This is a genomic window from Mesorhizobium captivum (assembly GCF_033977165.1).
In the GTDB taxonomy this organism is placed as follows: Bacteria; Pseudomonadota; Alphaproteobacteria; order Rhizobiales; family Rhizobiaceae; genus Mesorhizobium; species Mesorhizobium captivum.
Map to the genome: position 1 here is coordinate 1 of NZ_JAVIJB010000024.1, position 14,944 is coordinate 14,944.

General features: G+C 60.9%; 14 protein-coding genes and 3 pseudogenes. 7 read left to right on the plus strand and 10 right to left on the minus strand.

Going from position 1 to position 14,944, the window contains the following annotated elements:
• From RFM40_RS20125 to RFM40_RS20160, 8 genes and pseudogenes are all read right to left on the minus strand, one after another.
• A pseudogene (locus RFM40_RS20125) lies at positions 1 to 463 on the minus strand (protein GlxC); the annotation flags it as partial.
• 5 nt (positions 464 to 468) lie between these two features.
• Positions 469 to 1,365 (minus strand): class II glutamine amidotransferase, encoded by an 897-nt coding sequence (locus RFM40_RS20130; RefSeq protein ID WP_320227092.1) that lies wholly within the window; start codon positions 1,363 to 1,365, stop codon positions 469 to 471.
• A 299-nt stretch (positions 1,366 to 1,664) separates the two neighbouring features.
• Positions 1,665 to 2,339, minus strand: coding sequence for a helix-turn-helix domain-containing protein (locus RFM40_RS20135; protein ID WP_320227106.1), 675 nt, complete (start codon positions 2,337 to 2,339; stop codon positions 1,665 to 1,667).
• Between the two features lie 1,124 nt (positions 2,340 to 3,463).
• Positions 3,464 to 3,682, minus strand: a pseudogene (locus RFM40_RS20140) (methyltransferase family protein); the annotation flags it as partial.
• A 287-nt stretch (positions 3,683 to 3,969) separates the two neighbouring features.
• Positions 3,970 to 4,470: a transposase gene (locus tag RFM40_RS20145; RefSeq protein ID WP_320278101.1), complete on the minus strand. Its 501-nt coding sequence runs from the start codon at positions 4,468 to 4,470 to the stop codon at positions 3,970 to 3,972.
• A 73-nt stretch (positions 4,471 to 4,543) separates the two neighbouring features.
• Positions 4,544 to 4,738 carry a DUF6494 family protein gene (locus tag RFM40_RS20150; protein ID WP_127241541.1) on the minus strand — a complete coding sequence of 65 codons (195 nt, stop codon included), beginning with the start codon at positions 4,736 to 4,738 and terminating at the stop codon, positions 4,544 to 4,546.
• Between the two features lie 257 nt (positions 4,739 to 4,995).
• Positions 4,996 to 6,122, minus strand: a pseudogene (locus RFM40_RS20155) (site-specific integrase).
• 42 nt (positions 6,123 to 6,164) lie between these two features.
• Positions 6,165 to 6,680, minus strand: coding sequence for a hypothetical protein (locus RFM40_RS20160; protein WP_320278102.1), 516 nt, complete (start codon positions 6,678 to 6,680; stop codon positions 6,165 to 6,167).
• Between the two features lie 477 nt (positions 6,681 to 7,157).
• Here RFM40_RS20160 and RFM40_RS20165 point away from each other — a divergent pair, with 477 nt between their 5' ends.
• Positions 7,158 to 7,580 carry a CBS domain-containing protein gene (locus tag RFM40_RS20165; protein ID WP_125007292.1) on the plus strand — a complete coding sequence of 141 codons (423 nt, stop codon included), beginning with the start codon at positions 7,158 to 7,160 and terminating at the stop codon, positions 7,578 to 7,580.
• Positions 7,581 to 7,718: 138 nt separating this feature from the next.
• Here the strand turns inward: RFM40_RS20165 and RFM40_RS20170 are convergent, their stop codons facing one another.
• Both RFM40_RS20170 and RFM40_RS20175 read right to left on the minus strand, forming a co-directional pair.
• Positions 7,719 to 8,189 carry a phasin gene (locus RFM40_RS20170; protein WP_320227087.1) on the minus strand — a complete coding sequence of 157 codons (471 nt, stop codon included), beginning with the start codon at positions 8,187 to 8,189 and terminating at the stop codon, positions 7,719 to 7,721.
• Positions 8,190 to 8,404: 215 nt separating this feature from the next.
• Entirely contained in the window at positions 8,405 to 8,674 is a 270-nt protein-coding gene (locus tag RFM40_RS20175; protein ID WP_320227086.1) for a hypothetical protein, read from the minus strand.
• Positions 8,675 to 8,957: 283 nt separating this feature from the next.
• Here RFM40_RS20175 and RFM40_RS20180 point away from each other — a divergent pair, with 283 nt between their 5' ends.
• The 6 genes from RFM40_RS20180 to RFM40_RS20205 all read left to right on the plus strand — a co-directional run bounded on the left by RFM40_RS20180 (position 8,958) and on the right by RFM40_RS20205 (position 14,931).
• On the plus strand, positions 8,958 to 10,214 hold the full coding sequence (locus tag RFM40_RS20180; protein ID WP_320227085.1) for an ABC transporter substrate-binding protein: 1,257 nt from the start codon (positions 8,958 to 8,960) through the stop codon (positions 10,212 to 10,214).
• A 237-nt stretch (positions 10,215 to 10,451) separates the two neighbouring features.
• Entirely contained in the window at positions 10,452 to 11,270 is an 819-nt protein-coding gene (locus RFM40_RS20185) for a carbohydrate ABC transporter permease (RefSeq protein ID WP_430691713.1), read from the plus strand.
• A gap of 7 nt (positions 11,271 to 11,277) precedes the next feature.
• Positions 11,278 to 12,126, plus strand: a complete 849-nt coding sequence (locus RFM40_RS20190; RefSeq protein WP_320227083.1) for a carbohydrate ABC transporter permease — start codon at positions 11,278 to 11,280, stop codon at positions 12,124 to 12,126.
• A 3-nt stretch (positions 12,127 to 12,129) separates the two neighbouring features.
• Complete coding sequence (locus tag RFM40_RS20195; RefSeq protein ID WP_320227082.1) at positions 12,130 to 13,194, plus strand: ABC transporter ATP-binding protein; 1,065 nt, start codon at positions 12,130 to 12,132, stop codon at positions 13,192 to 13,194.
• Positions 13,160 to 13,933, plus strand: coding sequence for a formylglycine-generating enzyme family protein (locus RFM40_RS20200; protein WP_320278103.1), 774 nt, complete (start codon positions 13,160 to 13,162; stop codon positions 13,931 to 13,933). The genes RFM40_RS20195 and RFM40_RS20200 overlap by 35 nt, the downstream gene beginning before the upstream one ends.
• Entirely contained in the window at positions 13,912 to 14,931 is a 1,020-nt protein-coding gene (locus tag RFM40_RS20205; RefSeq protein WP_320227080.1) for a ScyD/ScyE family protein, read from the plus strand. Before RFM40_RS20200 ends, RFM40_RS20205 begins: the two co-directional genes overlap by 22 nt.
• Positions 14,932 to 14,944 lie beyond the last annotated feature (13 nt).

Consider the following 14,944-nt stretch of genomic DNA (forward strand, 5'->3'; position numbering starts at 1 on the left):
CCGACATATGGCCGATATTGCCGCGCACGACGATGTCGATGCCCTTCATCGAGATGCCGCAGCGCGAGGAGGCGTTGCCCTCGATGACCAAAAGGCCGCCGCGGCCGGTGGCGCCGGCATACTGGCTGGCGTCCCCTTTGACCACGATCGAGCCCGACATCATGTTCTCGCCGACGCCTGGTCCGGCAGAGCCATGCACCGTTATCGCGGCGCCATCATTCATGCCGGCGCAGTAGTAGCCGACGCTGCCGCGCACATCGATGCTGACCGGCTGGTCGACGCCGACGGCGACGGAATGGCTGCCCCTGGGATGGAGCACTTCCCAGGCGGTCTCGTTGGAGCCGGGGGTGAGCTTGTGCAGCGCCTGGTTCAGCTCGCGCAGCGAATTTTCGCCTAGGTCGAAGACACGCCGCGCAAAGCTCACTTCACGCGATGGCGCCGTGGCAACATTCGAAATATTCATGATCCTCAGTGCTCCCAGAAATAGACGGTGGACGGCTCCGGTTCCCAAACCGTGGCTTCCTCAATGCCAGGCAGCTTGGCCAGCGCGCGATATTCCGAACCGAAGGCAACGTACTGGTCGGTTTCGGCCATCACGGCCGGCTTGCAGGCGATCGGATCGCGCACCACGCCGAAGCCGTTCTTGGTGCCGACGACGAAAGTGAAGAAGCCGTCGAGGTCGTCGAGGCTACTCTGCAGCGCCTCGCCGAGATTCTGCCCGTGAGCGATCTTGGACGACAGGTAGGCAGCCGCGACTTCGGTGTCGTTTTCGGTCTCGAAGCGCATTCCGTCGCGGATCAGCTCGCGGCGAAGATTGTTATGGTTCGAGAGCGAGCCGTTATGCACCAAGCACTGGTCCGGGCCGGTCGAGAAGGGATGCGCGCCCAGCGTGGTGACTGCGGACTCGGTCGCCATGCGCGTATGACCGATGCCGTGGCTGCCACTCATCTTGGCCAAATCGAACCGCTTGACAACGTCGGCAGGCAGGCCGACTTCCTTGTAGATCTCGATTGCCTCGCCGACGCCCATGAGGCGCACGTTTGGGCGTAGCTCGGCGATCGCAGCGCGGGCTTCCTCGAGCTTGTCGGCAGGGACATCGAGGACGGCATGGGTCGACTTCACGATCGACGAGACCTTGGCCCCGATCTTCCTGGTGAGTTCGGCTTCGAGCCCTTCGAAATCAGCCTTGGGGGTTGATGACTGGATGGTGATCTTGCCGTGCCCGGCGGCGCCACTGTCATAGATAGCTATGCCGGCGCTGTCCGGCCCCCTGTCGGTCAACGACACCAGCATTTCCGACAGCAGCGCGCCTAACTTCGGTTCAAGCGATTTGTCTTTCAGGAACAGTCCAACGATCCCACACATCCCGTCACCTCCAGTGGTTGTTAGTTGACATGGAGGCTAGCAGGTCTCCTATCGCAATTCAACTGTCATGAATTTTTTTTTCCTCTAGAAAAACACGGACTCGTAGGAACCGGTTAAGATCCGGACCCTCGCGTTGAAAGTCACCGGTCTGGCGGAGATCCGTGACGTCTGCCGCAGGGCAACTCAAAGAGCGGCAGATGACGGCGCGTAGGTTTGACGCGCGAAGCTGGACACGCGACGGCGCCTGCGCAGCCCGCGCGTTCATAAATGGCCAGTGTTGGAATGAACGGCGGATTACGTCAGCCGTTTCCGCGCCCGTGGGGATAAGAGATGATTGACAAATATCGCATCGGCAAATGCGTTAATTCTTCGGGGCCGTGCGGGGCGTCGGCGTCGAAAAACAAACTATCACCTGGCGTCATCCGGTAAAGATTGCTGCCATGGCGATACACGACCTCGCCTTCCAGCATGTAGAGGAATTCCATGCCGTCATGCTGGAAGGTCGGGAAGACATCGGAGTCTTCTGTCAGCGAGATGAGATAGGGTTCGACGACAACTCCGCTCGAATCCGAACCGATATGGCCCAGCAACGTATACTGGTGTCCGGCACGCGTGCCGCGTCGTTCGACGTCCACGCCCGATCCCGCCTTGACGAAGACGGCCTTCCGCTCTTCCTCAAAACCGCGAAAAAATGCAGTCACCGGCACGCCTAGCGCGCGCGATAGTGCCTGCAGCGTGGTCAATGATGGCGAGGTGATGCCGTTCTCGATCTTGGACAGCATGCCGACCGAAAGGCCCGTGGTGACGGCGAGATCGGCAACGGTGATGCCCAGTTTCTTGCGAAAGGAGCGAACCTCGTGGCCGATCGCAACCTCGAGCACATTTTCGCGAGTGTCGCGGACAGCGTGGGGATCCTGACTGAGAGGCTTGCCGCGCGCCGGTGGCGGCGGGCTGACGATTACCGGTCCTGCCATTTTGACCGGAGTCAGCACCTTGCTGCCCTTCTTCTCCGCCTTTACCGCCTGCATTTTACCCGCCTTAGCCGTCGCCATGTTCACTGCCGTTTGCTGATTCATTTTACCAACAGTAAATATTTTCAGCTGGAGATACAACGCAGGATAATTGACGAGAAGGCGCGGCGCCCGGGCGCCACCGGCCCTCATGTCTTGCCGTGAAGAGGGCTAGGCGATGAAGGTATGGGCAGCCTCCGATCGACAAAGAGGTGGACCAGCCGCCTAAAGCGCGTCGCGCTGAAACGGATTCAGGCGACGCGCTTTAGGTCTTTGTTTTTATGCATGTCGTTTTCGCAAAACCGCTGCGCACTTTTGCGCGACATGCATTAGAAGGCCGACTTGCGGCGCGAAGCAGACTTCGCCTTTGTGCACGCCATTCTACGCTAAAGCCCTCTCCTCCCTTCGAAGGCACTTTACTTGACCTGGGATGTGCGCACAGATCAGGCTTGCGAGATCGGAGAAAAGAATGTCAGTTCAGCGGAAGTCTGACAGTTGCATGAAGCCAATTATGCAGCGGCGAAAATCGCCGCCGAAACTACGCTATTGCCGCCGTTTTCCCTACTCCCACTCGATTGTTCTAAATCTAGTTAGGCCATTGATATAACTAGGTTTTTTATTCGTTGCCGCGCAAGAAGCCGACCCATGGGCCGTCAAAACGTTACAGTCTTGATTTCAAAGGGAAAAATAACACGAAAATTTTTGGTGCGGTTTCGGTATCTATCGAAGTCGATCGCCTTTCCGGACCCACTTTGGGCAACTCAAGTGGGTTTCACAGCGAACGAAGAAAGTACCGTCGCTAACTTTCATACCACAGCGCGCGCCACAACGCGACCCGCCGCGCCAGCGTCATCCAAGCGCCATGCCTCTCCGTCTGTAGGTGAACGGATACCGCTGTCAGTGCAAACTGGACACTCCCGGCAGCATAAACTGGACACCTCAAGACCCACCCGCTCCGAGGGCGCGACAGCACGGTTCAAGGTGCAATGTCGCGCCCTCCACTTGCTGAACTTCTTCCCGGAGGGGTCGCGGCAAGGAAGCCGGTGCTGGTTTATCAGAAGGCCTCGCAGGCGGCAGCGGCGGAATAGTCAGAGCCAGCGGCGAACCTCGGCCTTGTAGCGGCGGTGGTCGTCGCCGAACTTCGCTTCGAGATAGCGCTCCTCGCGGGCGATCACCTGCGTCTGGATCGCGATCAGCACCAACGGGAGCAAGGCGAAGGCGATCGGCCCGTCGAAGCCGATCGCAAGGCCGGCATAGATAAGCGCCATGCCGAGATACATGGGATTGCGGGTCCACCGATAGGGACCGGCGCGCAGTCCGCAACAGGCCGAGCGGCCTCGTTTTCGCTAGTCTAAGGTTAAGCATATCATCAACCGGTCCGACTGTTTGGTTCGCTTGCGTGGTGCTCACGGAGATGCCGGTAGATGCGGGTGAGTGCGGCGCAAAGGAGTTGCCATGGCGATGGACCTCGGACGGCGGCGAGCAGGCTTGCCAGAGCCAGCTTGACGAGGCGCCATCGCGAGGGGCTGGCCGCTGTTCGGCTGGCGCCCAGAGGGGGAAGAGTCCGGGACTTGCCGGGCGCTGCGTTCGGCGATCAGGAAGATGATAAGCCTGGCGTAGATCCAGGCGCGAGCGAGTTCCGGCTTCTTGGCCGCCAATCTTCGAGGCCGGTGAGGCTTTTCATGCGCTTGAAGGCGAGTTCAAGCTGCCAGCGGAAGCGGTAGAGCGCGAGCACATCGACAGGCGGGAAGATGTTAGACGGCAGCGACGTCAGCAGCAGGATGTACTTGGCGGCCTCCAGGCTGCGAGGGTCGGTTTTTTTGCCACGCTTCTTGGCCGCCTTGAGCAGGCGCTCCTGCTCAGCTTGCGCTTGCTCAGGGCTCTCGCGCCGAATGACCAGTCGCAGGATCAGCCGCTCACCGGTGCCTTCGTCGATACGAACGCTGACCTCGCCTTCCTGCTCAGTCTGGGCAGCAAGCGCCGCGAAGAGGTCGAATGCGGGCCGTCCGGATGCGACAAGCGCAGCGAGTTCAAACCCAGCCGGCAGGTGCATCTGCACCTCCGACCAGTGATCCACAATATCGGGTCGAATCAACATCCGGATCTTGAATCACATTCCGATTCCAGACGTCTATCCCTTAACCTTAGTCTAGGTCGCTTCGCCCGGCTTATGGAAGTTCGATCTCGCCGTCCACCACGTGGTTGAGGCCAGTGCCTTCCGCCGTCAACGTCATGCGGACGTTCAACTTCTTCTCGCCGCCGATTTGCCCTTCACGCACCATCTCCTCGATCTTGCGCTGGGAGGTGACGCCGACTTCCTTCAGGAACTTGCGGATCGACATGTTGAAGGCGTCTTCGCTCATGGCGGAACTCCTCTGTGTCCGGAAGAGATTGTAAGGGAAGGCAAGGGATCAAGGAAGCAGGACGGTGACGCTCGGTCCCATAGAAACAGATCCCGAGCCGGGACGAGGCGTCGGGTCCTTGAACTTGATCGGCCTTTGGAAGGAGGAAGAGTGGGCGCTTGCTGCCAAGCCGCTACCGTGAATCGGTGTCTTAAATAATGCACAGGGGCCGTCTTTGTGCGGGCAGCAATGTTCCCGAGAGAACGGCTGGGGAAGCATCAGACAATCAGCCTTGACGCGCGTCCCAGCTGCCGTTCCGCGTCGTTGCAGTAGCGCGAAGCCTGCTGGACGGATCGGTGCAGCGACGGCTGCATGGCTTCGACGAGGGGGATGCCTCGGTGAGCGGTTTCGGTGAGGTAGCCGGCGCGCAGGCCGTGCGCGGAAAACAGCTGCGCATCGAGGCCTGCGGGGCGGCGCGGCGTTTCAGGATGAGGTTGACGCCTGGGGGTGAGGGCGCGCGGCTCGAGATTGCCCCAGCGGTCGATACCGCGGAAGACGGCGCCGTCGGCGATCCCGGCCCGCGCGAGCCAGTCTTTTAAGGCCGAAACCGGCCGACCGATGAGCAGCACAAAGGCGTCGGTATCGGCTTGGGTCGTCTTGGTGCGGCCGAGGTGGATCGACAGGCACGGCAGTTTCTCGCTGTCCGGATCCTTCGGTTCGACCTGGACCGGATCTTTGTCCCTGAGCTGCTCGACACGGAGGCTGGCGACCTCGCTGCGGCGGCGGCCGCCGGAGGCAAAGGCGGTGAGCAGCAGGGCGCGGTCGCGGACGTCGACAAGACGATCGCCCGCGCAGGCCTTCAGCAGGGTGACGAGAACGTCGGCGGTCACTGCCTTGCGGCTCTTGCGGCCGCGCGCTGGCGCGCACTGCGAGCTTGATGGCGCTCTGGAGCCCCGGCGCGTTGAATCTTCCCTTGAGCCCCCGCCATTTCGTCAGCGTCGACCAGCTGGAGAGCCGCCGGCGCACGGTGGCCGGCGCGTGCGGGCCCTCGCTACGCAAGAGACCCTCGATGCGCAGCTGGGCTGCCACCTCTTCGGGCATGCCGTGCGTCGGATCGGTCTCGCGCTTGGCGGGATCCCAAAGGTGGTGGGCGACAAACTTGATCAGCAGCGCCTCCGGCGCCGGCCAGGGCAGGGGGTTTCCGGTCGCCGCGAGAGACCACGCTTCGAGATAGCCGAGGTCGGACGCGCGCGCGCAACGATGTCGCCACACTTCGGCACCTCGCCAAGGAAGGTCTTGGGGAGAACTCGTCGGTGAGGAGCTCGGCCAAAAAGTCGCGGCGATCAAAGGGCAACACCGAATCCAGCGCGTCGAGGGCTTCGTAGAGGCGCGCGTCGATCGTCATTGCGCTCGCCGAGGCGCATGGGCTGAGCGCCTACGATGCAGTCTATCTGGCGCTGGCGCTGGCGCGGTCCCTGCCGCTCGCCACGCTGTCGCGAAGCCTGACCATGATGTCGAGGAGCCTTGCCGCCTCCGAATCCGACAGTGAGGCTGTCGGCTCATCCAAGACGAGGACCGGCGCATCGATGAGCAAGGCGCGCGCTATCTCGACCAGCTGCATCTCGCGGGCAGCAGCTGATAGCGCGGCCGATCCTTCCGTCCGCCGGACGTGATAGGTTCTCACTGCAACAGACTCCATCATCAGGTATAGTCCCAAAGCGATCGCCGACGGCGGAGGAAAGAGCAAATGTCCGTGGATGCAGTACCGAGAAAGGTGGATGCCGAATATGCGATTGAATACCTCCAGGAACATCCGGAGGCCGGGCTTTGCTGCGAGGATCGGCGCTGGTGGATTACGCCGAACGCCAACGAGACCGATCAGCAGGTTCTGCTTCTTGATGTGGACGAGGCTGAGCTGCTCAAAGATGATCCTCGCCTTCGACTGTTGTCCGGGACCGCTCATGCGGGCCGCTCGCTCTGGGTCGTTCGGAGAATGACTTAAGTATGTACCATCCGCTAACGACCTGAGCGCCAGACTGTGCGAGACAAAGCGGCTACACGTGGGCGCCCCGTCTCCATCCGTGAACCCGCCGCTTCGCCGAAGCCATTCGGCCGGTTATCCCGTCCATCCGGGGATTCGGTATCATAAGCCTTCGAAGCATCGCCATGGCGCTGAACCAACGCCGCGTCCGCACCGCTCGGGCCGGTCACTGGCAGGTGTCGAATGTGAGGAACTTTTCTAACCCGAGGCATGGCGTCGGGGGGCCCAAGGAAATAGCCGCTGGACCGTCTGAAGAGAAGGCGATCGGTACGCACTCAACGTACTCGTCGATGCTCCAGCAGTTCAGTGTCGGCGCACCTCATCATGTTTCCAGAAAATCCAGTCCGCGGTAACATGAGACAGAGGGACATGCACCAACCTCAGAAAGGGAGGTCCGCCATGAAAGTCAAAGACGCAATGCACAAGGGTGTCGACTGGGTCAGCCCCGAAACCGCCGTCACCGAACTTGCGAAATTGATGCGAGCAGAGGACATCGGTTCGATTCCCATCGGAGAGAACGACCGGCTGATCGGAATGGTGACCGACCGCGACATTGTCTGCAAAGGACTGGCGGAGGATGGTTTCGACAGCCGCACCGCGACGGCGCGCGATGTCATGACCACCGGCATTCACTGCTGCCGCGAAGACGACGATCTGGCCAAGGCCATGCGGCACATGGAGGAACTGAAAATCCGCCGGTTGCCAGTGATTAACAAGAGTATGCGGATGGTCGGCATCCTCAGTGTCGGCGACGTCGGTCAGTCGGCGCCGAGGGAACTTGTGTCCGAATACGTCAAGAGCGTTTCCGCCCACCACCACTGAAGGGCTGCTCGCCCGGCGGATAGTCGAAATCCGTCGGGCTTCGCCCACGCTCTCGATTGAAGACCTCAACCGGCCACAGCGCGCCGGCAGAAATGTCCGGTACTGGCCAAGCTGGACCGCCTCTCGCCCGACGTAAAGCTAGGCGACTTTGAGTTCCTTGACCGCCTTCTCGAAGGCGGACTTGATCGGTTTGGATACGTCCTCGACGGCTTTGGTCGCGACGGCCTGGAGTTCCTTGGCCTGCTCGACGGCCGCTTCAACCTGCTTGCGCACGAAGGCGGTCTGCAGTTCAACGAATTCGGAAGGCGACTTAACGGCAACCAGGGCTTCAAAGTGCGAGAAGGCGGCCTCAGTATTGGCGCGCAGAACGGCAATTGTCTTCAACGACAGATCGCTGCCAACGGCTTTGGCGGTTTCGAAACTCGACTTGAGAGCCTTCTGGGCGTCTTCAGAGCCCGCCTTGAATTTGGCAAGAACTTCTTTTGACTGTTCGACGCCCTTTTCAGCGGCAGCGCGGAACTCGGCCGCAGCCTTGGACGGATCGAAGGTCGGCAAGGCGGTGCCTTCAATGGTGTCAGGGGTTTTTTCAGCGGTGGACATAGTTTCCATCCTTCAGCGGACACCCCCAAAAACGCCTCGTTCATTTATGAAACCGACACAACCCAATAGCAATATTTTTGTGCGCTGCACCATGAATTTCTTCCCCTACGCAACCAAACGCTGAAGGCGGGGCGGCGCCTACAATCGCTGGCGGAAACGGAACCTAGCGCACTCGCGTGCCTCCCATTCAGATTTTTCCCCGATCCTTTAACCAATTCCAGAAATCAAAAACTGTCTTTTTTGAAAGTCAGGCTGCGGTCCTCCAGGTCGTCCACTGAGGCTATCTCGTCGAAGGTGAGATCGAACGCGTTGCACAACACGAACACGACGCGCTCCAGCGGGAAGAGGCGTTCAAGCACGGCCATCAGCGCGAACGATACGTCTTCGGCGCGGACAGGAAGCGGTTCGTTGCGAACAACGGTGCTCTCCTGGCTAGTGCCGCCACCGCGGGGACCGACAATCTCGTGCTGACCCGACCGGGACGCAATCGTCACACCGTAGAGCCCGCATCCCCTTCAATTGAAGCAGCCAAGCTGTTAAAATGAGGCGTAGCGCACCTCGGTGCACCTGCGGGAGATGTGGGTTGTGACGACCCACCAGTTGCCCTGCAGTATTGATGCTTTGGCGGTCCAAGTGGCCCCCTGCGCCGTTCGCATTCCCCTTCAGACGTTGCCGACTGCGACGGAGCGCTCCTGCGCTTCGTGAGCGGTCAAACGCGTGCGAGCGGTTCTGTCATCGGCCCCGCCGACAGGCTGGAGCGGAAAAGGGAGGAATACGATGGTCAGAAAATTTCTTTTCTCCGCAGTCCTCGCGCTGTCGTCGCTAATAGCGACGCACGCATTGGCCGACATAACTGTGCTCGTTCCCTCGGGAAGCGAGGGCGACGGCCTGAGAGCCGCTGCCGCCGACTATGCAAAGCTGAAGGGCACCAAAGTCGAGATCGTTCAGGCGCCCTATAGCAACGTTTTTGAACAGGGTGCCAATGCCGGCCAGACCAAATCGGGCGCCTTCGACATCGTACTGATGGATGATCCTTGGATTCCGTTCTTCGCTGAGAACGGACACTTGGAGGACCTGACCCCATATTTCAAGAAGGCCGGGCTCGAAGGTCCGGACAACGATTTCCTGTCAAAGTCTCTGGCGGTCTGCCGCAACCCCTACAACAAGGGCCCCTATGTATGCCTGCCCTATGTCGGAAACGCGCAGATGTTCTTCTATGACGCCGCCAAGTTCAAGGAAGCAGGCGTCGCGACACCAAAGACCTGGGACGACGTGCTCAAGGCTGCCAAGGCACTCTCCGAAAAAGGCGGTGGCCGCTATTTCGGCTACGTATTCCGGGGCGGCCAGGGCAACCCTGTCGTAGCCGACTTCATGCCGATCTTCTGGTCCTATGGCGGCGACATGTTCAACGGTGACCGGACAAAAGTGACGATCGACACGCCCGAAGGCGCCGCGGCGATGAAGACCTTCATGGCGCTGCGTGACGTCTCCCCGAAGGGTGTCGAGAGCTACAACGCCAACGAGGTCGGCCAAGCTCTCGCGGCGGGCACCGCAGCCTCCTCGATCAACTGGCCGAACTGGGTCGCGACTTTCGAAGACCCCAGCCAGTCGAAGATGGTCGGCAAGATCTCCTACTCGCCGATTCCGGCCGGCACCAAACCGGGCAGCTCGGAAATAGGCCACTGGACGATGGGCATCATGGCCGCGGCCAAGAACAAGCAGGAGGCTTTCGACTTCATGCTGTGGGCAACCTCGCCGGAACAGATGAAAATCTCGGCCCAGCGCGGCAACCCGCCGGTGCGCAAGTCGATCTTCACCGATGCCAGCCTGACCAAACAGGAAAAATTTCGGCATTATCCAGTGCTCATGCAAGCGATCGAAGCCTCGACGCCGCGTCCGCGTCATCCGAAATGGCCCGAGATCGAGAACGCATTCGGGATCGAACTTTCCAAAGCCGTAGCTGGCACCGAAGCGCCGGAGGAGGCGCTGAAGAAGTCCCAAGCGGCGGTCGAAGAGATAACCGGCATCAAGTAGCTGCCGCATTGTGATTTGGGTGGAGCGACATCGGTGATGCCGCTCCATTTTGCCGGATCAGCCTCAGGGTAAGCACAAGCGCATCCGCGCCGGCTTTGGCTCTCGGGTTCGCCATGCTATGATCGGCGAATATGACGGATAGAACTTCCGATGACCGTTTCTGTCGGTGCGAAGTTCGGAAATTCGTTCGAGCGGTGGTTTGAGCTCCACCTCCGGGTACTGATGCTTGCGCCAGCCATGCTTGTGCTCCTGACGCTCACGATATTCCCGTCGATCTACATGATCGTTGCGGCAGCAACACGGATCAGCCCGAATCCCGACCTGCCCTGGCAATTTGCCGGTGCTGACAATTTTCTGCGGCTTCTCACCGACGAGCAGTTTCATGTCGGCTTGTGGAACACACTAGTGTTTACCGTCTTCGCTGTCGGCACCGAGTTCCTTCTCGGCCTCGGCCTCGCCTTGCTGCTCGACCGATATGTCCGGCGCCTGAATTTCCTGAAAACGATTCTGATGTTGCCGATGATGCTGCCGCCGGTTGCGGTCGCGATCACCTGGAAGCTCATCTATGAGCCGCAATTTGGCGTGCTCAATGAGATAATGTTCCGGCTCGGCCTGCCTCTCCAGGCCTGGGCCGGCGACGTCAGGCTCGCCATGTTCTCAGTGATCGTCGCCGACGTCTGGCAATGGACGCCGTTCATGTTCCTACTGATGCTTGCCGGGTTAGCCAGCCTGCCGGACGAGCCCTACGAGGCAGCGGCGATTGACGGCGCCTCCGCCTGGCGACAGTTCTGGGATCTGACGCTGCCGTTCTTGAAGCCGGTCATCGCCATCGCGCTGCTGTTGCGCATCATGGACGCGCTGCGGCTCTTCGACCTCGTCTTCATCTTGACCGGCGGCGGCCCCGCTGACCGGACCAAGACGCTCAGTCTCTACATTTACCAAGTGGCGTACCGCTTCGCCGACCCCAGCTATGCAGCCGCCATCTCGCTTTTCGTGCTGTTCACGACCGTCGCGTTCAGCACCTGGTTCATCAAGCGCATGCGGCTTGCCGACTAGAGGACCTATGGCGCACCGCCGAAAGCGCATCGGAATCCAACGCATCGCCGCCTATGCGACGATCGCCGTAGCGCTCGTGGTCACCCTCTTCCCGGTCTACTGGATCGCGGCCAACTCGTTCAAATACGACATCGACATCTTCTCGATACCGCCGCAATGGGTCCCCGCTAATCCGACATCGAAGCATTACCACGCTGCTTTCGTCGAGCGGCCGTTCCTGATCTATGCATTGAACAGCCTGATCATCGCGGTCTCGACGACGCTCGTCTCGGTCGTCTTTGGCTCCCTGGCCGGTTATGCGCTCGCCCGTTTCCAGTATCCGGGCAGATGGCGCTACCAGATCTCCTTTTGGATCCTGTCTACGCGCATGATGCCGCCCATTGTGACGATCATCCCGCTCTACATCGCCTTTAACTATCTCGGCATGCTGAACACGAAACCTGCGGTGATCATCGCCTATACGGCGTTCAACCTGCCTTTCGCTACCTGGATGATGAAGAGCTACTTCCAGGACCTGCCGGTCGAGCTCGAGGAGGCGGCGATGGTCGACGGCGACACGCGATGGGGCGCGTTCCTGCATGTCGCTTTGCCGCTCGCCCGTCCCGGGCTGGCGGCCACCGCCATCTTTTGCCTGATCATTTCGTGGAACGAGTTCCTGCTCGCCCTCATCCTGACCCTGACCGAACGATCGCAGACGCTGCCGATCGGCATTGCCGGGCGCGTCACCCAGTACAACACCTATTGGGGCGAAATCAGCGCCGCCGGCTTCACTGCCTGCATCCCGATCATGATCTTCGCCTTCGTCGTCCAGAAACACCTGGTTCGCGGCATCTCGTTCGGCGCGGTCAAGGGGTGAGCCATGGCCTCGGTCGTCTTCCAGGACGTGGTCAAGAAGTTCGGCACCTTCACCGCGGTCAGCGACCTCAATCTAGAGGTGCGTGACAAGGAATTCCTCGTCCTGCTCGGACCTTCGGGCTGCGGCAAGACCACAACCATGCGCATGGTAGCCGGCCTCGAGGAGGTTACGGCCGGAGAGATCTTCATCGGCAGCGACCGGGTCAATGACGTGCTGCCGAAATATCGCGACGTCGCGATGGTCTTCCAGTCCTACGCGCTCTACCCCCACCTCAGTGTCGCGGATAACATCGGCTACCCCTTGAAGATCCGGAAGGTGCCGGAGGACAAGCGGCGCCGGATGGTCATTGAGGTGGCACGCCGGGTCGAGCTCGACGGCCTCCTCGACCGGCTGCCGAAGCAGCTCTCTGGCGGGCAGCGCCAGCGCGTCGCACTGGCCCGCGCCATCATCCGCACACCAAAGGTCTTCTTGATGGACGAACCGCTGTCCAATCTCGACGCCAAGTTGCGGGTCCAGATGCGGGCCGAACTTAAGCACCTCCAGCACGAGCTTCAGGTGACGACGATCTACGTCACTCATGACCAGATCGAGGCGATGACACTCGCTGACAGGGTGGCGGTAATGAACAAGGGCGTGATCGAGCAGCTCGGCACGCCGAGGGAGATCTACAACGACCCGCGAACCCTCTTCGTCGCCGGCTTTATTGGTTCGCCGCCGATGAACCTTATCGAGGGTGAGGTGAAGGATGGTGTCTTCACAAGCCCCGGCGGCATCAGGGTCGACGGCCTTGGGGGCGCGAGCGTTGCAAGGGCTGTGCTCGGCGCTCGCCCGGAGGACATCCACGTCCTTCTCGCCGCGAGCGCAAACGCCAATGTCGCCGCCCCGATCTATTCGGTCGAACTGACCGGCGAAAACACGCTGGTCACCGTGCGCGCCGGAGCGACCTTGCTCACCATTCGCGCCGACAAGAACTTCGTGGGCGACTTCGATCAGATCGTGAATGTCCGCTTTGCGCCCGAACAGGTGTTCCTGTTTGATCGCCAGAGTCAGGGACGTGTCGATTTCTAGAAAGCTCCTGGCCGTCGCGGCACTCATATGGGCCGGAGCCGCCGCGGCCGACGATGATGTTATCGCGGACAACCCGCTTGTCGAAATACCCGGAGGTCCGTTCGTCTTCGGCAACGACACGGGCAATAAAAACGAGCAGCCGGAGCACATCGTCAAAGGCCGGGCCTTCGCCATGAACCAGACCGAGATCACCAACGTGCAATACCGACGCTTCGTCGCGGCGACGGGCCATCGGGCCGCCTTCTACGACCGGCATCCAGTCCTGGGCCTGCCCGATCACCCGGTCGTCGGCGTCAGCTTTGCCGATGCCGAGGCGTTTTGCGCCCATTACGGCCTGACGCTGCCATCCGAGCAGGAATATGAACGCGCGGCACGCGGGCCGCAGGGAGCGCGCTTTCCCTGGGGCGATGCGCCCGTAGACGCGGCACGGGCCAATTATGGACGCGACGCCTGTTGCGATGGTGATGACATTACGGCGCCGGCCCGATCGTTTCCGCTAGGGGCAAGCAGGGAGGGCCTGCTCAACCTGGTCGGCAATGTGTGGGAATGGACCCGCGACTTTTATGTGCCCTACAACGGCCAAGCATCGCCCGAAATTGTCGGAAAGTATCGGGTGCTTCGCGGTGGCGCATGGAACAGCGACCCCACTCGCCTGAGCACGACCTACCGGCTTGCCTACGACCCGGATTTTCGATTCGCTGCCAATGGAGGCTTCCGATGCGTGCGCTCATCGGATTGATCGCCCTTTCGCTCATGATGATCGCAACGGACGGGTTGGCGGAGCCGAAGGCGGCGCCGGGATACGAAGTCGAAACCGTGCAAAAGCCGGGGGCGATCTTCGCCGGCCTCGCACGCGACGGCGATGCCCTTCTGGTCACGGACCTCGCCGACGGCCGCCTCTACAGGCAAACTCAGAACGGCCGTCTCACCGCTTTCGGGCCCGTCCTGCCGCATGGCACCGATGTCATGGGCGACCCGACCGGGCCGTATCGGGTCGAGCGCCATGGCAGCGGCTATCTCGTCGCCCAGGGCTGGACGCCGGCGAACCATGACGAAGGCCCCAACGACCACGCGATGCTCGAGGTCGACGATGGCGCCGTCACGAAGGTCCTCAGCAACGACTTCTGGAACCCGTACGACTTCGCCGTGTCCGGTGACACGCTTTACGTCATAGACGCCGCGCGAAACTCCGTCGAACGCCTTTTGCTCGACGGCAGCGGCCGGACACAACTCTTCGCTTTCGCTCGGCTGAGCACCAGCGGCCAGTCCCTTACGGCCTTGTCGCCGACCGAGTTCGGCGACAAGCAAAAATACCAGTTCGACGCGGTTCCAACCGGCCTCGCCGTGCATGGCGTCCGGCTTTACATCTCCCTGTTTGGCGGGTTTCCCTTCGTTGCCGGCAGTGGCCAAATCATCTCGCTGCCGCAGGCCGGCCAAACAAGCGTCGCCCGCATCGAGGCCGTCGGCTTAAATGCTCCGATCGATGTCGTTTTCGAAAAGGCGGGAGAGATGCTGGTCCTAGAGCACGGCACTTTCGATCAATCCCGTGGATGGGCTTCCGAAAGCGGAAGGCTTCTCAGTGTGAACCTGGCATCGGGAAAAAGGCAGGTGCTTCTCGACGGTCTGACCCGCCCGGTCGACGTGCTCCCTCTCGACAACGATGGTATCGTCATCTCGCAACTGGACGGGAAGCTCGTCTTTCTCAGACAGGCAGGACCTGCCCAGCTGCACCCCTAAAATCTGCGATCGA